Here is a 17824-nt window from a genome sequence, read left to right as displayed (position 1 = left end):
TAACGGCTTCCTAATTTTTTATGGAGGTGTCGTTATGACACAAGAGATTAAGCTACACAAATATTTTTTTCAGTGGATGCAGCTCTACAAGCTTGATGCAGTACGGGAAGTTACCTACCAGAAATATGAAATGACACATAAACAGCTCATTTCATTAGCCCCTGATTTAAAGATGAGTGAGCTCACGAGGCTAACTTACCAACAGCTACTGAATGATTATGCTGAAACACATGAGCGTCAAACGGTAATGGATTTTCACCGGCATCTAAAGAGCTCGTTAATTGATGCCCTGGAAGAGGACTTAATTGATCGGGATCCTACCCGGAAAGCCATAATCAAAGGGACGCGGCATCGACAACATAAGACAAAATTTCTGAATCAGCATGAGGTTCAAGGACTATTAAATACACTAGTACTAGACGAAGGCGTTAATTGGGACTATTTTATTTTGTTGATAGCAAAGACCGGCTTGAGATTCTCTGAAGCACTTGCTGTGACACCAAAGGATTTTGACTTTGCTCATCAATATCTTAATATTAGTAAAACGTGGAATTACAAGTCTGCGATGTCTGGATTTGCACCAACTAAAAACCACTCTTCGGTAAGGAAAGTGCAATTAGACTGGCAAACTGTGATTCAATTTTCTCAGTTAGCAAAGAATCTGCCTGAGGATCAGCCTATTTTCGTCAAAAGTAAGGTTTACAATGATACTGTTAATCATTACTTGGAACGACTTTGCAAGAAAGCTAATATTCCGGTAATTTCAGTGCATGGATTGCGACATACGCATGCGTCTTTATTGCTCTATGCCGGCGTAAGTATTGCTTCAGTGGCGAGACGACTGGGGCATTCCAATATGACGACCACCCAGCAAACCTATTTACACATTATTCAAGAATTAGAAAATCAGGATAACGATAAAGTCATGAAACATCTGGCTAGTTTAGTATAAGTTCTGCATTATATGCCATGATTCTTAAGCGAATCATGGCTTTTTGCTGACGTTGATTGGCAGCGATAAGGGTATCTAAGACTTTAAAGTATTGGCCAATTAATTTCTGCTCTCTTTGATTATTAGGAATTAACGTTTTGGTATTTAATAATTCTTTTTTGGTGATTCCTTTAATCGAGGTACCCTGCAAGTTTTGAGTTAGTTGCTGTAAATGTCGATAAATATTATAAATCGCAAAAAATATATCGACCTTCAATCCACTTAAAGATAAAAAATCCTGACTAGTCGAATAATTATACGGTATTAATGCAGCTTTACCTACTCCAACTCTGGTTACTATGGCTATCGAATTTTTAGGTATGATCTTTGCTGCTGATTGCTGTATAGCATCTTGAGTTACAAATCCTCCAGGTTCTACACTATATAGATTATCAACCCTCAAATTTGAACTTTGAATCCAAGGAATATCTCCATCCCAAAAGTCTTTCTTTTTTGTAGTGGGTGTACCCCCACCATAGGTTTCTAAAGCAATATTCTCCAACTTACGCTGTTCCCAAGGGTTATTTTACGTATGTTTGGGAACAGCGTAAGTTGGGAAAATACTTTTTAGAAAGGAATACAAGAGCTGCAATTGGTAATTTAATATCGGTAACCATAAACGATGGTGTTGTGGAAGCAAAATCGATCAAAAGAAAAGATAATTCCAGTAGGGATAAGTCAAATTATAAACAAGTTAAAATCAACGATATAGCATATAATTCCATGCGAATGTGGCAAGGCGCAAGCGGGGTCTCGCAATTCGACGGAATTCTAAGTCCAGCGTATACAGTACTAATTCCACAGGTTAACGTTGATTCTAGATTTTTTGGCTATAGTTTTAAAAGAAGAAAACAGTTGAATGTTTTTCAAAAATATTCTCAAGGATTAACTTCAGATACTTGGAACTTAAAGTATCCCCAGCTTAAACAAATTGATTTTTTTGCGCCAATCGTTTCTGAGCAGAAAAAAATTAGCGAGTTACTGATTTCTTTTGATTACCTTATCGCTGCCAATCAAAGTAAGCATTTTTGCTATAAAATGAACAATCTGAATGTGGGGTTAAAGTATAAGTAATGAATTATAGTAATCTCCGATTATATAGAAAAAGATTTCACTATGTTTATCATTTTTTTTAAAAATTTAAATGTTGGCACATTTATAGTAACTAATTAAGCGCTCAATTTTCTGATTGAGCGCTTTTTCTTATTCTCATAGTACATTTTTCCAAACATATTGTTTCTTAATCTTCTATATAGTATATTTAAAGCGCTTACAAAAATAATTAATCACTTTCAGGAGGCTTTCATCATGACAAGAATTGCAATTGTAACCGGTGGCGGACAAGGTATCGGCGAGGGTATCGCGAAACAACTTGCTTCAGATGGATTAACTGTAGCGGTTGCTGACTTAAATCAGGGGAATGCTGAAAAAGTCGCTGCTGAAATTGGTGGTGGCGCAAAGGGCTACTATGTTGACGTAGCTAAGAAACAGGCTGTGTTCGATTTAGTAGACGCTGTTGTGAAAGACTTTGGTCAACTAGACGTCATGGTGAATAACGCTGGTATCGCAGAAATTGGAGCAGTTATTGATGCCTCTGAGGAAGATATTAATAAAATTTTCCAAATTAATGTTAACGGTGATATTTATGGAATTCAGGCAGCGGCTACTCAATTTAAGAAACAAGGCAATGGTGGCAAAATTATCAATGCTTGCTCAATTGCAGGTCATGAAGGATTTGAATTATTGGGAATTTACTCAGCTACGAAATTTGCTGTACGTGGTCTAACACAAGCTGCTGCAAAAGAGTTGGCAAAGGATCAAATTACTGTAAATGCCTATTGCCCTGGAATCGTATTGACGCCAATGTGGGATCAAATTGATGCTGAAATGGCAAAAATTTACGATGTTCCGTTGGGTGATACCTTACAGAAATATATCGATGGAATTGCATTAGGCCGTGGTGAACAACCAGCCGATGTTGCTAATTTAGTATCATTCCTTGCTGATAAGAAATCAGATTACATTACGGGTCAATCAATTATGGTTGATGGTGGAATTAATTTTGCATAGAGTAAAGTGAATCAAAAAATGGTTATCTACAATTTACAGTAGATAACCATTTTTGTGTAAGTTATTCTTCTATTCCGTCTCACTCACCGTCTTACCCACTCTCACTCTCTTCACCTCATACACACCAATTCCAATCACGAATCCAATGATTGCTGGCACAAGCCATGCAAATCCTTGCGCGAAGAATGGCACATATTTGCTCTCAAATCCAGTAAGGGCTTGGACAAAGGCTGACTTTGCGATAAAGGCAGGACCCGCATTCAGGCCATCGATAAGGGCTGGCACAATGGTGAAAATGGTCGTGCAAATGTAAACAACTCTGGCACGATGGAATAGGGGTGATGCTAGAGAAAGCAGAATCAACGTAATACATAGTGGGTAAATGAACATCAAGAATGGCATGGCAATCGCAATAATCGTTGCAAAACCGAAGTTAGAAACGCCAAATGAAATGATCGAAACGGCGATTACATAGGTTTTGTAGCCAAACTTGGGGAAGAGCCCACTGAACGCTGTAGCAAACGAGGTGGTCACCCCAACGGCAGTCGTCAAACAGGTGATGGTTGCCATGATTGCGAGGATGTAGACGCCAGCGTTACCAAAGAAGAACTGGGTGATTTGGCCAAGGGCAATCCCACCATCGGCAGCAATTTTGAAATGGCCCAGGCTGGTGGCACCAATGTATGCCAAGCCAGTATAGATAACGGCCATAGCACTTGCCGCAATGATTCCGGCTTTAACGGTCAAATGAGCGACAGTGGATTCCTTTTTGACGCCGAGGGCTTTGATAGCTGTGATAACGACGATTCCAAATTCAACGGAAGCAAGGGCGTCCATCGTTTGATAACCTTGAATGATTCCGTTTGTTGTAGAACCACTTCGCCAAGCGCCAGTAACTGCTTGACCAGCGGTGGTGCCCATTGGCTTGAAGATGGCAACGGCAATTAAGATCACGACCATGATGATGAAGGCGGGGTTTAAATAGCGGCCCACATAGTCAACGACTTTATGTCGATTGAGTGAAAGAAAGATGACAGCCGTGAAGAAACAAGCTGAATAGATGAGGAGCCAAAATGGGGCTGAGGCTGCACTAACATGAGTTGCAATTCCAAATTCAAATGGAACAGTTGCGGTCCGTGGCGTGGCAAAAGCGGGGCCGATGGCGATGTACAAAATAACGGTAAAAATTAAAGCGTACGTTTTGCCAATGGGTTGCGCTAATTCGAAGACACCATGCGTTCTGGTGATGGCGATTGCGGCAACGCCGAGGAGTGGCAAAATTGTTCCGGTAATAATGAAGCCAATAATTGAAGAAATAAATGCTGAACCTGATTGCTGACCAATTTGGACGGGGAACGTTAAGTTAGAAGCACCAAAATACATTCCAAAGAGCATTGAAGCAACGACAATAAGTTCTTTCCAGGTAAATTTACGAGTTTGTTCCATTTTTAGAGCTTCCTTTCAGATTCTATATTTTTAAATGAGAAATAAAAAAACGCCCCTTGGATTAATAATCCAAAGGACGTTTACACGCGTTACCACCTTAATTTACGAGCTTTTCACAAAACTCATCTTACCATGTACGCCTTATTTTTCGTCAAAAATAGGTGATACACTGGCACGATATTGGGTGCAACCATCATCATCTTTACGATGATGCCGCTCATCTTCATCTTTCAAAACTAGGAAATGTGCCTTCGCAGCGCCAAGCACTTTCTAAAAATTCGCTAGTTCATACTCCATGAAAACTTCCACACGGTTTTCTCATTTATATCTAATGATTGTCATTGTAGAACGGATGAAACTGAATGTCAAATGAGAATTTATTTCTTCAACGTAAATTTGAAGGTAATGGGTGCTGGATCGGAATGTTCGAGATATTCCTTCAAATTTTGCTTACGTTGGGCTTCTTCTTGTTCCCATTTCATGTCGAATTCATTTAAAAGTCGTTCAGCTTCCGTATCCCCAGACTCTGCGCGCTTGGTCAATTCTTTACGCGCAAGATTGGAACTGAACCCGGCTGAAAATCCGTGATTTCCGTGAACTAATCGCCTGGCTAACTCTTCGTTACTTTTTTCTGCATCAGATGCCATCTTAATTTTCCTCATTTTCCTATGCTTTAATCAATCATATCGGAGTTTGGCGGCTGAGACAACCGCATTTAGGATTCTTTAAGGAGTAAGAAATTTAATTATAATTCTAGATAAATAACGAATTTAAAAAATGATGGACTTGCAGGTGGTTTATCAAGAAATGTAAGACAAATGTGTTACACTAAATTTGACGAAAGGAAGTGCAGCTATGGGAACAACAAAAACCGTTCGTTTTAATGAGAACGACGAAAAGCTTGTGGACGCTTATATTAAAGCAACTGGTAAAACCTTTAGTCAGCTAGTACACGAGAATATAGTGGAAAAGATTGAAGATGAAATTGATATAAAAGCGTATCAAGAGTTCCTTAAAACCGATGATGGAACTAGAATTCCATTTGACGCCGTTGCGAAGGAACTTGACGTTGAGTTATAGAGTCGTATTTTCAAAAAAAGCACGTAAACAGCTAAAAAAATTGGATAAAAATACTGCAAAGATCATTGTTACTTGGATTGCCAAGAATTTACAAGGAACTAAAAATCCTTACTTTCATGGTAAAGCGTTGAGTGCTGAGTTGATTGGACTTTGGCGGTACCGAGTTTTGGACTATCGGCTGATTTGTTCAATTGACGAGGAAGTTGTGACGATCAATGTTTTGTTACTAGGGCATCGGAAAGATAGCTATAAATTATCTGAAACTTATTTGGCTCTCTGTCAAATCCTGTTGATAGATAGTTTTACAGAACTAGAAGCTAAGCGGCTTCTAGTTCTGTTTTTGTATTTGGTTTTGTTCTCATTTGTTGAAGTTTGATCCGCGAGATTAAATGATGGAAATTTCTAAATCCAAACGCAGTCCGCTGAATCTGCTTAATCATCCGATTAATACCTTCAATTGGGCCGTTAGAATACTTAGATTCACTGGCATTCAAGACAATTTTCAGATTACTTTTAAACGTTTTTAGTGTTTCCTTCATTTGAAAACTTAGGTTTTCATTTTTGTAGAGATAGTGGACAATGCCATCTTTGTCATGATTTTTAAGACAGGACATGATACCTTGCAGCGCATCGTATGTGCTCGAAATAGTGTCATCAGTGTCAAGCCCCATTTGTACTCGCCCTTGTTGAGTTAACTGCTGTCGTAAATGACGATCATAGAAAGTTTGGCTGACTTCTAGTTCATCAATGTGCTTCAAATATAGTTTCCATGAGAACTTAAGCAGTCGATATTCGATAGATTTCTTGTCATATTTTTTCATTGTCTGAACTCTAGTCTGGTTGAATGCCCGCGTCATCATGGCGATAATGTGGAATCGATCAACGACAATTTCTGCGTTTGGAAACATTTCCTTAACGATATCTTTATAGTAACTATTGAGATCCAGAGTTACGGTTTGAACCCGTTTTCGGGTATTGATATGGAATTTATTAAAGTACTCAATAATGCTTTTTTTATAGCGATCCGGCAAGATTTGTTGAATTTCATGGTTGCTGGCACCGTTAATACAGATAAAGTGTAATTGACCACCAACACCGCGAACTTCATCCATCGCTAAATGCTCTGGTAAGTAATCATAATTCCGGCGGAATAAATCATCGTAATTATCTAAATAGCGACAAATTGTACTTGGTGATACACAATTATCTAAGGCGATGCTGGCCTGAGTCCGGTCGTCCTGCAAATGCATGAATATTTTCTGTCGTGTGGCTTGCGAAATGTTGCAATATTTATCAACTAGACTAGTGGATGCCATTATTGAAGCACCACAGTCTTTACAAACTAATCGTTCCTTATGCAGCTCAAGGTACACTGGCTCACTGGCATTGGCTGACGGGTACGAAGTACGCGCAATGTAGTGACCATTATGGTTTAGATGATTGAAACCACATTGGGGACATCTCACACAGTTAACTTTAACGTTGGCGATGTAAATCTTAGATTGTTTGTTTTTAATAGATTGGCTTTTATAAGCAAAAAAGTTAACGTTCTCGTCAGTTATGCTTAGGACGAACTTTATGGTATTATCAATAGGGTTCATGGGTTCTTATCTCCTTTAATGATGCTGTAGTGGGTGGATTTTATTGGATGGGGACCTGTGGGCTTTTAATTTACAAAAAAATCCTGTTAATAGATTACCACTCTGGCAATCCATCAACAGGAAAAAGTATAGAACCACTTATTTTGAGAAATAGAAAAAGCCGTTATCACGGGTGTGATAACGGCTTTTGTGTGTGGAAAGTCTATATAGCTATAACGTGTTCGCACTCACTTTATTAACGTGCTCAAAACAGCAAATACCAACCTATAAGCAAAACACCCGCAGGAACAAGTCCCTGCTTTCGTGTTCTACTTATAGATTGGTATCTAATCGCTATTTTTCACAACTTTTACTTTACCAGCTTGCCTTCCGCACTCCAGGAATCTGGCCCTTATGCGCCAACTCCCGGAAATTCAGACGCGACAACTGGAACTTACGCATGTAAGCGTGTGGACGACCATCCAGCTCGTCCCGGTTATGGCGACGTGTCGGTGATGCATCCCTCGGCAGCGTGCTCAATCCCACGTAATCGTGGTTCTTAATCATTTCTGCCCGTTTGTCAGCATAGCGCGCAATAGTCTGCTCAATGCGCTTTGCCTTTTCAATCTTTGATTTCTTTGCCAAAATGGCACCTCCAAAATTAGATAGTGTGACGTCCAACTGGAGCTTAAAACTTATCATTTGCGATTCCGCCTTACTAACATACCGCAACAAATTCTCAGGTCAAGGATTATGTCCTCAAATGGGTTCCTGCAGCACACTCACGAGTTGCTTCACGAGCGGATTGGTTTGCTCACGATAGGCCAGCACAATATCAAAGTGGCGCTGGTCGGCATCCGTTAACGCCAGCGAGTGCACCGTTTGATCATTGGCAATAGCCAGCTCGGTCAAAAAGCCGACGCCCACATTTTCGCGGACCATGCCCTTGAGCACATCGATGTCCGGCGTTGTGTACACCACGTTTGGCTGAAACTGACTCTTATCCGCTAACTGCTGGAAAGCGGCCGAGTGGATGAATCCTTCCTTTAGCGTGATGAAGGGTTCATTTTTTAGTTGACCAAATGCAATCTCACTCTGAGTCGCCAAATGGTGAATCGGACTCGTGATGATTTTAAATTTCGTCTGGGCAAGCGTCATCGTCTTAATTCCGGCAATGGGTTCTGGGTGAATCACGCCGAGCAGTGCCACGTCTAACTGTTTGTCGATGAGCTGCTGTTGCAGGGTGACCGATCCGGCATCAATCGTGTCCATGTGCACCATTAAGTCGGCCCTGATTAAGCGGTTCGCCAATTGGGGAAAGTAGTAGGTCCCGATAATCGGTGGCAATCCAAAGCGAACTTTCTCGTGGGTAATCGCAAGCAAGTCGGCTTTGGCAGTTTCGAGTTCCTTCAGTATTTTATTAGCGTGTTTGCTGAAACTTTTGCCAGAGAGGGTCAAAGTCAGTTCCCGGTGCGACCGGTTGCGAATAAAAAGTGGCGCGGCTAACTCGGCCTCTAACCGTTTGATAGCGTACGTGATGGTCGGTTGCGTCACGCCAAAGTGTTCGGCGGTTTTGGTGTAATTTCGATCAATAACTAACTGTTTAAAATAGGCTAAATCGCGACTATTCAAAGTACTCACCTCGTTTGCTCATATAAATATATTTTATCACAGATGGTGAAGTTGACTATAATTTTGTGCAAGGATTAAGGTACAGATGTAGATAAGGAAAGCGAGGAACCAAATTTTGACCCCAAATGAAATATTAAATGACCCATTTTTAAATAAAGGCACCGCATTTACTGAAGCTGAAAGAAAGCAATACCACCTAACTGGACTCATTCCAGCGCAAATCAGAAGTCTTCGTGAGCAAACCGACTTCACGTACAAACAAGTGGAAAGTAAGGACAGCAATTTAGAGAAACGCTTATTTTTGATGGAAATCTTCAATACCAATCGGATTTTGTACTATAAATTATTCAGTGAACACGTAGCTGAATTCATGCCGATCGTGTATGACCCAACGATTGCCGACTCGATTGAGCACTATTCATCCCTTTACATGAACCCCGAGAACGCCGCCTTTTTATCAATCGACGATCCAGATTCAATGAAGGAAAGTTTAAAAAACGCCGCAAACGGCCGAGACATCCAATTGATCGTTGTCACTGATGCAGAGGGAATCCTCGGTATTGGCGACTGGGGCACGGACGGTGTCGACATTGCGGTCGGCAAGCTGATGGTCTATACGGCAGCAGCTGGCGTCGATCCAAGCAAAGTTTTGCCAGTCGTCCTCGACGTTGGTACGAACAATCAGAAGCTGTTAGACAGCCCAGTTTACTTGGGTAATCAGCACAAACGGGTTCGCGGTGACCAATACTTCGATTTCGTGGACCAATTTGTTCAAACGACGAAGGGATTGTTCCCAGACGTCTACCTACACTGGGAAGATTTTGGCCGCTCAAACGCTGCTAAAATTTTGAACAAGTACAAAGATAAAATGGTGACCTTCAACGATGACATTCAAGGGACGGGAATTATTGTGCTAGCCGGAATCCTTGGCGCGCTTCAGATTTCTAAGCAAAAGCTGGCAGATCAACGTTACCTTTCCTTTGGTGCCGGAACTGCTGGTGCCGGAATCACGAAACGCATTTTTGATGAAATGGTTGAGCAAGGCTTGAGCGAAGACGAAGCCCGCAGTCACTTCTACATGGTGGACAAGCAGGGCTTGCTGTTTGATGATGACGACACGTTGACGCCGGAGCAGAAACCTTTCGCCCGCAAACGAAGCGAATTTGCGAATGCGGATCAGCTAACTAGTTTGGCAGCGGCAGTGAGTGCTATTCACCCAACCATTTTGGTCGGCACCTCAACGCAACCCGACACCTTTACGGAAGCCATCGTGAAGGATATGGCGGCGCATACGGAACGCCCAATCATTTTCCCATTGTCGAATCCAACTGTTTTGGCGGAAGCCAAAGCGGAAGATTTAATCAAGTGGACCGATGGCAAAGGGTTGATTGCCACGGGAATCCCAGCTGATGACGTCACGTACAAGGGCGTTACCTACCAAATTGGCCAAGGGAACAACGCGCTCATTTATCCCGGACTCGGATTGGGAACGATGGCAGCAAAGGCCACGGTTCTGAACGACGAAATGATTTCAGCTGCAGCCCACTCACTGGGTGGTATCGTTGATTCATCGAAGCCGGGCGCCGCAGTGCTGCCACCCGTCACCCGTTTGGCAGAATTTTCTCAAACGGTTGCCCAAGCAGTTGCCAAGAGCGCAATTGATCAAGGAATTGCCCGCGTGGAGACCAAGAATCCCGTGGAAGCAGTTGAAAATATTAAGTGGGAACCAGAATATCAAACACTGCGTCTTAAATAACGCTTATAAGACTGATTAGCAATAGTTGCTAACCAGTCTTTTTTTGTTTTTTAAGACTTGCTAAATCAAGTATTATTGCCCATAATAGTCAGTCAATGCACTAACAAGTTAGAAAAAAAGGGGAGAGTAGCTGTGATTGCACATTTGGCGTTCGTTTTGACACTGATCATGATTGTCTTTTTAGCGATTTGTCTCGTCGTCATTGGCGTTTCATACGCAAAAACCCGCAAACGTTCCAATAATTATTTTGACAAACAGGACTTGGAATTGCGCTACTTCATCCAAAAACAGGTGGATTATAATCAACAGGTGATCGGCTATGAATGCTTATTACGACAGCACAATCAGGACGATACGTGGAGCTTACCAAAGGCAATGGATGAGATGCCGCTGCAACGCGTGATTTTCCTGCTGGAGGAAACCTTCAAGTCATTGCCGGAAGAAAAAATTACGCTCTCCATCAACTTATCGTATGAGCAAATCATGAGTCCGGAGTTTAACTACTTTGTGCGCTGGGCCATTAGCAAAATTGAGCCGATGCAGCTGGCCGTTGAGTTACACATTGATCGCAAGCGGGCCCGGGTTCGCGAGTATCAATTTAAACGAAAAATAGAGACAGCAAAAGCGTACGGCATGCAATTTGCCATCGATAACGTTGGGTCAAAGCTGAGTAATTTGAAAAACATCGAACCGTTGTTGTCTGAGGTTGATATTTTAAAGTGCTCGATGCGCAGTTTCCGCAAGGATGATCCGGCAGTTTGGCTTGATTTAAATTTACAATTTTGGAATAAACTTGCAAAAGACCACAACATTCAACTAGTCTTGATGGGAGTCGAGGACGAGCAGGATGAAGCGTTAGCGGAACAATTAAAAATTAACTGGCGCCAGGGCTATTTATTTGGAAAGCCAATGGGGACTGGCAAGCTGTAGGGGCGGTTATCAATGAAGAAAAATGAAACAGATGCATCACAATCGTATACGGATGCTTACTTTGAAAAGGGGCATATCTGGCTAAAAATCAGGCAAACGCTGGCCGCTATTTTAGGCTGGGTTGGCGTTATCGTCCCCATTCTGGTCACCGTTATTTCAGCGGTTGGGTACTATCAACCGCACGTTCTGGGATTTTGGCACACGCATGTGGGGATCGATGAGCTGCAGTTTTTTGGGTTACTGATCCTGTTTGCCTTTGTGATGTCGGCTATCTTTACGATTTCAATGGCCATTATTCAAAATCGTAAGCGGGCGCGAGTGGTTGAACAGTGGCCAACGTTTGATCCAATCATGCAAAAGCAACGCAAAAATGAGTTGAACGATTTCATGGATGAGCGCTTTGGAGACGCCAAATCTCGGGAATCAGTCCGAAATTACGACGTTCAGCCAGAGAAGAATTTGGATACGGACGAATTCAAACGGTTGTTCCGGCATGAGAAAGCGGGTGACCAAGATGATTAGCCAGCTATTTGGTTCATCCCCGCTTTTGACAAAATTGGTGACTCTCATGTTTCTCATTCTCATTTTGTATCCCATCACTGGCGCGTTTCTCTGGTTTTGGGGCGCGTTGAGTTATCGCTTTTTAAAAACCAACAAACGAGATACCGAGTGGGTCGCATTACCGCCCGAAAAGCAACCGTTTGTCACAATTATGATTCCGGCTCACAACGAAGAAATAATGATTGAATCGACCTTGAAATTTTTGCTGGAGGAGATCAATTACACGAACTACGAAATTCTCGTGATGAACGATGGGTCGACTGATGATACAGCTAAAATTATTAAGCGGTTACAGGAAGACTATCCGCGATTACGAACGATCAATATTTTGAAGAACAAAGGGAAGGCGCATGCGTTCAACATTGGGATGTTTTTCGCCAAAGGGGAGTATGTGCTAAGCAATGATGCGGATACGATCCCGGAACCGGACGCCTTGATGAAGTACATGAACTTCTTCATTCATGATCAGGATATGAACACGGCCGCCGTTACCGCAAACATGGACGTTTCCAATCGCTCAACCCTGCTCGGCAAATCGCAGACGGTGGAGTTTTCGAGCATCGTTGGCGTTATCAAACGGAGCCAATCCGCGGTCAACGATTCCATGTACGCCTACAGTGGCGCCAATACGATGTATCGTAAAAATTCATTAATTGACGTGGGTGGGTTTCGGCAAGATCGGACGACTGAAGATATCAGTATTGCCTGGGATCAGCAGGTTCAAGGAAGCGTGCCGCAGTTTGCACCGAACATCATTTTTCACATGAATGTTCCGGAAACAATTCGTGATTTGTATCATAAGCGCAAACGGTGGGCGCAAGGCGGCACGGAGGTTTGGTTAACAAACTTCACTAAGTTTCTGTTTCACCCAATTAAACACCGGTTCCAGATTTCAATGTTCATTGACTCCACGTTGTCGATTCTTTGGTCGTTTTTCTTCCTAATTTCGACACTTTTCTTCATTATGTTGATTGTCTATTACTTGGTGACGGGCCAGATACAGGAGGCATTAACCACTATTTGGCTGTCGTTTATCATGGTGTCGTTTGAAATGGTCGCGGGGTTCATGCAGCTGTTGACAGCACTGTTAATGGACAAAAATGGGGTCAAAATGCGGTATTTACCTTTTGCTCCGCTATACATGCTTGTTTACTGGATGGTAAACCCGGTAACCGTTGTGATGACGCTGATTCCGGCCATTAAGACGATTATGGGAAGCGGTTCGGGGTCGTGGGTCAGTCCGAAGCGAAAGTCGCTTCATAAGTAATAACCCCGTATAAATGACCAAAAATGGCTTATAATGGAACTAATCATTGTAGGGGGCGAACGACTTGTATAGATACTTTATTCAACCAGAGCTAAATAAGATGACGCAATCATTGATTGGCTATGAACTGCTAATAAAAATTCATACCGATCAAGGGTGGCGACCGCCAGAATGCTTTGCTAAGGTCCCAGTTAGGGAGATTGCGGACCGATTGGTGGAAACCACCGCGAAGTTAGTGTTAAAAGTTGGCTCTGTCTCAGTTAATTTAAATCGGGTTCAGATGGTGAATCCGTTGATTTGTGAAGCACTAATCAAATCACAGCATCAGTTAAGACCGCTGAAGTTGAACGTGGAGCTTACTGAACAACCTACCCATATTAAGATATCGGATGAGCAGCTACTTCCGGTGATTAAAAAGTTTACGGATCGAGGAATGGAAGTTTGCATTGATGACGTTGGGACGGGTGAAAATAGTATGACCGCGATTCAGCCATTGTTACCGTATGCATCGGAAATAAAGTTTGCGTTACAAAATTTTGATGCGGATTTCCAAGATCCTGAAATTCAGGCCTTAGTGGTTAAGTGGCGCGATTTTGCGGCAGAACGACATCTTCGTTTTATTCTTGAGGGGATTGAGAATGAAGCGGATGATCAGTTGGCAGATGCTTTAGATATTGGTGTCCGTCAGGGCTACTATTATGGGAAGCCCCATTTGGTAAAATTAAATAAAGATGATCCTGAGTAATGGACTCGGAAGAGAGAGTGTAAAATGAAAGTGGTTATAATTGGCTGTACGCATGCTGGAGTAGCGGCGGTTACCGAAATTTTAAAGAATCACCCAGATACGGAAGTAACCGTATATGAGCGAAATGATAACGTCTCGTTTTTATCATGTGGCATTCCACTATATTTGTCTCATAAAGTTGATAAGTTGGAGGATATGTTCTATTCCAGCCCAGAACAACTTAGCGAAATGGGCGCAACTGTTCGGCTTCGCCATGACGTTTTGAAGGTTGATTCAGAAGCTAAAAAAATAGTCTGTGAAAACTTGGAAACGGATGAAATTTTTACGGATACATACGATAAATTGGTTATGGCAACTGGGTCGTACGTAATTGTGCCCCCACTTGTTGGGATTGATGATTCTCGCGTTTTGCTATGTAAAAATTACGAACAGGCCCAAGCAATTTACAAATCTGCCCAAACCCACAAACGGATTACCATTGTTGGTGGTGGCTACGTTGGCGTTGAACTAGCTGACAGTTATAGCAGTACCAATCACGAGGTCACACTCATTCAAAGTAGTGATCAAGTTTTGAACAACTATATTGACCCGATTATGTCGGACGAGGTTGCCAAATTGTTGGGAGATCACGGCGTTAACGTTATTTTGGACGAGCGCGTGACTGGTTTTGAAGGCGACGATGAGGCGGATAAAGTTGATATTGAAACGGACCACCGCACAATTGAGGCCGATTTGGTAATTGTTTGCACTGGATTTATGGCAAATACGGAGTTGGTTCAGGGACAAGTAGAGATGGATCGTCGGGGAGCCTTATTGGTCAACGACTATTTGCAAACGTCAGACCCAGATATTTACGCGGCTGGGGATGCGTGTGTGAGTCATTTCAATCCAGAAGATACTGAATCTTACATTCCGTTGGCAACCAACGCGGTTCGCCAAGGAACACTTGCGGGCCTTAACATTTTTGGTAATATTCAAAAGAAAATGGGGACGCAAGCCACATCGGCCATCAAGATTTTTGGTTATACGATGGCGTCAAGCGGTCTCACACTACGAAATGCGAAAAATGCCGGGATTGATGCTGATGCGGTTCTATTTGACGACGATTATCGGTATGACTTTATGCCGGAACCACAAAATATCAAAATTATGCTGGTATATGACAAAACAACGCGTAGAATCATAGGTACACAGTTGTTTAGTAAGTACGATGTTTCGCAGTCGGCGAACACGATTTCCGTCTGCATTCAAAACAAGAACACCATTGATGACCTGGCTTACGTAGATATGCTGTTCAATCCGCACTACGATAAGGCATACAACTACTTAAACTTGGTGGCTCAAATGGCGATTGAAAAGGAACGGGCTAACGCTGAATCGTAATGGAAAAATTTAGAAAGAACGTGAACAATCTTTACGCAAAGTGAATGGCTTCTGCAGCCTTTATTTACGGGTGCCTTTGTGGTATTGGGCATTATTTTGCTCTACCAATTGATTATTCGATCAGTCATTCAATACTTTAATCTTCGGGAAACCAAATTAAATTATTCAGTCGGTTGGCTGAATTTTTTTAGCGTGAACTATTTTGGATTGCTGGGAATTTACTTTGAATACGAAGCATCCCACCTTGGTCGAGACGTTGAGTTCGTGGATTTTCGATTACTGTTGCTATTCTTCGTGGTTATTTATCTGAGTCGGAAGGCAAGCTTCGCGATTGCGGTCGTGAATGCGTTGGCGCGCATCGTGTTTTGGGGCTGGTCGATTGGAACGATGGGCTATCTAGGATTTGGTCTTACGATGTATCTGATTGCAATTGGCATTTCTATATACGTTGCGAAACATAAACTACCGCCCATCTCAATCATCCTTTTCTATGATGCATTGACGGCAATTTTTTGGATTTTCTTCCATTACTACAAATGGCTCAACTTTGGCGAAGTTTCCTGGTCCCAGGCAATCTTCTACTGGGGTAGCTTCTTTATCATGAATATGCTACTTTACTACGGGTTGAACAGTCTAAATGATGAAAATGATTACCTCGTCAGTGTGACGCATCGGGCGACAACGGATCCGTTGACCAATTTGAAAAATTACGCAGTCTTTAAAGCTGATTTTGAAAAGTGGTTTGATACTTTTGAGGAAAAGCACGATCCAATCACGATGATTGCAGTTGATATTGACCATTTCAAACGAATTAATGATCAGTATGGGCATTTGGCTGGGATGCGGTCTTGATTCAGCTGGGAACGCTGCTGAAGCAGGAACGAATGGCGTATAAGGATGCCTTAGTCTATCGAGTCGGCGGCGAGGAATTCAATATGTTGCTACCAAACGTTGATATTTTGGAAGCCGATCGTGTGGCTCGCAGACTTAAGAACAAAATCGAGACGACGCCGATTGAGACCAATAAGGGGTCGATTAACGTGACCGCTTCACTGGGTGTTGCAACGCTGAACGAAAATGATAAGACGCCAAACGACTTCTATGAACGGGCGGATCAGTTGTTGTATCGTTCAAAGGGGCAAGGTAGAAACCAAATTACGTCAGAATTATAAAAGAATAGCATTAAAGCTGAGGATATCCATTAGGTGGATATCCTTTTGTTGCCTAACGGGTTTCACTTCTGTATATTAGGCCTTAAACATGCCGGCAACCGGCCAAAGGAGCGATTTGAATGCCAAAGATTTTTGTTGTAAAACGCGCAACGGTTAACCTAATTTAATTCTAGCGTTGCCAGTGGCTTCGCTATCTAAAAGGAGAACACGATGGAACCACATTGGCAGAAACAAGGTTATTTATTTTTAGCGAGTCAAAATATCTCGCTATTTGGCACAATGGTGACGGGGTACGCAATTACCTGGTACATCAGTTTGAAAACGGGATCAGGATTGTGGCTGGCACTTGCAACGGTGTGTTATCTTTTACCGCAGATTTTAATTAGTCTGGTTGGTGGCGCATGGGCGGACAAGTATTCGCGCAAATGGTTGATTATGGGTGCGGATGGAAGTATTGCACTATTGACGCTGATTCTCGCTATCATTTGGGGAACGGGACACCAGTCAATCTGGCTGTTACTGGGCTTTTCAGTGTTGCGGTCAATCGGGCAAGGAATTCAGCAACCGGCAGTCAGTTCAGCCTACCCGCAACTGGTACCGGAGGATGAGTTAACCCGAATCAATGGGATTAATCAAACCGTCATGTCACTGGCAACACTATTGTCACCGGTGCTTGGCGGAATTATTCTCGCCAATTTCAATTTAGTTTGGGCGTTGATGGTCGATGTCTTTACAGCAATCATTGAGCTGGCCTGTATGACGAAAATCAAACTAAAGGCCGTGCGACAAACTGTCGAGGCGGTTGAAGAATCGATTAAGCAAAATGAACAAGATTTATTATCGGGTATCAAATACCTTTATCAAAACACCAAGCTACGTCAGTTATTTATTTTGGCGGGAATTGGCTTTTTGATGATGACGCCAGCCACGGTGCTCAGTCTTCTATTTGTGCAACGAGAATTCGGTGCATCGGTAACGAACTTAACCCTACAGGAAATTTTCTGGGCGGGTGGTTCAGTCCTGAGTGGCTTGATGGTGGCCAAACATAAAGAATTTAAGAACAATGCAAAAGTGCTAGGGATGGCGATTGCGGCGTTTGCCTTCATCATGATGCTGATGGGATTTTCACCAGTAATTGGGATCTATTTTGCGGCGATGTTTGCCCTAGGGGTGTGCTCGCCGTACTATATGACAACTTAGGCAGTCATTAT

The 17824-nt window shown here is 42.5% G+C and carries 18 protein-coding genes and 1 pseudogene; 13 read left to right on the top strand and 6 right to left on the bottom strand.

Translation table 11 applies throughout. The features are described 5' to 3' along the window. The first annotated feature begins 34 nt into the window (after positions 1–34). A complete protein-coding gene (locus FGL90_RS03910; RefSeq protein WP_147656960.1) occupies positions 35–952 on the top strand; it encodes a site-specific integrase in 918 nt (305 codons plus the stop codon). Here FGL90_RS03910 and FGL90_RS03905 read toward each other — a convergent pair. Continuing rightward, positions 939–1493 carry a restriction endonuclease subunit S gene (locus FGL90_RS03905; RefSeq protein WP_147656958.1) on the bottom strand — a complete coding sequence of 185 codons (555 nt, stop codon included), beginning with the start codon at positions 1491–1493 and terminating at the stop codon, positions 939–941. The genes FGL90_RS03910 and FGL90_RS03905 overlap by 14 nt on opposite strands. Positions 1494–1543: 50 nt before the next feature. Here FGL90_RS03905 and FGL90_RS03900 point away from each other — a divergent pair, with 50 nt between their 5' ends. Together FGL90_RS03900 and FGL90_RS03895 are read left to right on the top strand one after the other, a co-directional pair. Next, positions 1544–2065 (top strand): restriction endonuclease subunit S domain-containing protein, encoded by a 522-nt coding sequence (locus tag FGL90_RS03900; protein ID WP_147656956.1) that lies wholly within the window; start codon positions 1544–1546, stop codon positions 2063–2065. 234 nt (positions 2066–2299) lie between these two features. Further along, complete coding sequence (locus FGL90_RS03895) at positions 2300–3061, top strand: acetoin reductase (RefSeq protein WP_010619193.1); 762 nt, start codon at positions 2300–2302, stop codon at positions 3059–3061. A gap of 69 nt (positions 3062–3130) precedes the next feature. Here FGL90_RS03895 and brnQ read toward each other — a convergent pair whose 3' ends face one another. Further along, on the bottom strand, positions 3131–4507 hold the full coding sequence (gene brnQ / locus FGL90_RS03890) for a branched-chain amino acid transport system II carrier protein (protein WP_147656955.1): 1377 nt from the start codon (positions 4505–4507) through the stop codon (positions 3131–3133). A 377-nt stretch (positions 4508–4884) separates the two neighbouring features. Next, positions 4885–5154 carry a hypothetical protein gene (locus tag FGL90_RS03885; protein WP_010619195.1) on the bottom strand — a complete coding sequence of 90 codons (270 nt, stop codon included), beginning with the start codon at positions 5152–5154 and terminating at the stop codon, positions 4885–4887. Positions 5155–5362: 208 nt separating this feature from the next. Here FGL90_RS03885 and relB point away from each other — a divergent pair, with 208 nt between their 5' ends. Next, positions 5363–5587 (top strand): type II toxin-antitoxin system RelB family antitoxin, encoded by a 225-nt coding sequence (relB, locus tag FGL90_RS03880; protein WP_147656953.1) that lies wholly within the window; start codon positions 5363–5365, stop codon positions 5585–5587. After that, the gene (locus FGL90_RS03875; RefSeq protein WP_187240438.1) at positions 5577–5963 is read left to right on the top strand and encodes a type II toxin-antitoxin system RelE family toxin; all 387 of its coding nucleotides are present in this window, start codon (positions 5577–5579) and stop codon (positions 5961–5963) included. The genes relB and FGL90_RS03875 overlap by 11 nt, the downstream gene beginning before the upstream one ends. On the opposite strand, the gene FGL90_RS03870 is transcribed toward FGL90_RS03875, so the two are convergent. The 3 genes from FGL90_RS03870 to FGL90_RS03860 form a co-directional block, all read right to left on the bottom strand. After that, on the bottom strand, positions 5905–7188 hold the full coding sequence (locus FGL90_RS03870; protein WP_147656504.1) for an ISL3 family transposase: 1284 nt from the start codon (positions 7186–7188) through the stop codon (positions 5905–5907). The two genes, FGL90_RS03875 and FGL90_RS03870, sit on opposite strands and share 59 nt — an antisense overlap. Positions 7189–7542: 354 nt before the next feature. Next, on the bottom strand, positions 7543–7812 hold the full coding sequence (gene rpsN / locus FGL90_RS03865; RefSeq protein ID WP_010619196.1) for a 30S ribosomal protein S14: 270 nt from the start codon (positions 7810–7812) through the stop codon (positions 7543–7545). 114 nt (positions 7813–7926) lie between these two features. Further along, positions 7927–8799 (bottom strand): LysR family transcriptional regulator, encoded by an 873-nt coding sequence (locus FGL90_RS03860; protein ID WP_147656951.1) that lies wholly within the window; start codon positions 8797–8799, stop codon positions 7927–7929. Positions 8800–8911: 112 nt separating this feature from the next. On the opposite strand from FGL90_RS03860, the gene FGL90_RS03855 reads away from it, so the two are divergent. The 8 genes and pseudogenes from FGL90_RS03855 to FGL90_RS03815 all read left to right on the top strand — a co-directional run bounded on the left by FGL90_RS03855 (position 8912) and on the right by FGL90_RS03815 (position 17813). Beyond that, entirely contained in the window at positions 8912–10555 is a 1644-nt protein-coding gene (locus tag FGL90_RS03855) for a malolactic enzyme (protein ID WP_404814663.1), read from the top strand. Positions 10556–10723: 168 nt separating this feature from the next. Beyond that, positions 10724–11485 (top strand): EAL domain-containing protein, encoded by a 762-nt coding sequence (locus tag FGL90_RS03850; protein WP_187240455.1) that lies wholly within the window; start codon positions 10724–10726, stop codon positions 11483–11485. 12 nt (positions 11486–11497) lie between these two features. Continuing rightward, positions 11498–12007 carry an exosortase/archaeosortase family protein gene (locus FGL90_RS03845; RefSeq protein ID WP_147656945.1) on the top strand — a complete coding sequence of 170 codons (510 nt, stop codon included), beginning with the start codon at positions 11498–11500 and terminating at the stop codon, positions 12005–12007. Next, a complete protein-coding gene (locus FGL90_RS03840) occupies positions 12000–13313 on the top strand; it encodes a glycosyltransferase family 2 protein (RefSeq protein ID WP_147657883.1) in 1314 nt (437 codons plus the stop codon). The genes FGL90_RS03845 and FGL90_RS03840 overlap by 8 nt, the downstream gene beginning before the upstream one ends. Positions 13314–13377: 64 nt before the next feature. Further along, complete coding sequence (locus tag FGL90_RS03835; protein ID WP_147656942.1) at positions 13378–14058, top strand: EAL domain-containing protein; 681 nt, start codon at positions 13378–13380, stop codon at positions 14056–14058. 24 nt (positions 14059–14082) lie between these two features. Next, a complete protein-coding gene (locus FGL90_RS03830) occupies positions 14083–15441 on the top strand; it encodes an FAD-dependent oxidoreductase (RefSeq protein ID WP_147656939.1) in 1359 nt (452 codons plus the stop codon). A 387-nt stretch (positions 15442–15828) separates the two neighbouring features. Further along, positions 15829–16613, top strand: a pseudogene (locus FGL90_RS10480) (GGDEF domain-containing protein). Between the two features lie 210 nt (positions 16614–16823). Continuing rightward, entirely contained in the window at positions 16824–17813 is a 990-nt protein-coding gene (locus FGL90_RS03815) for an MFS transporter (protein ID WP_147656935.1), read from the top strand. The last annotated feature ends 11 nt before the right edge of the window (positions 17814–17824 follow it).

Origin of the sequence: Secundilactobacillus malefermentans (genome assembly GCF_008033155.1) — a bacterium.
Classification (GTDB): Bacteria; Bacillota; Bacilli; order Lactobacillales; family Lactobacillaceae; genus Secundilactobacillus; species Secundilactobacillus malefermentans.
Note: the sequence above shows the minus strand (reverse complement) of the source record. Positions and strands in the feature narration are given on the sequence as shown.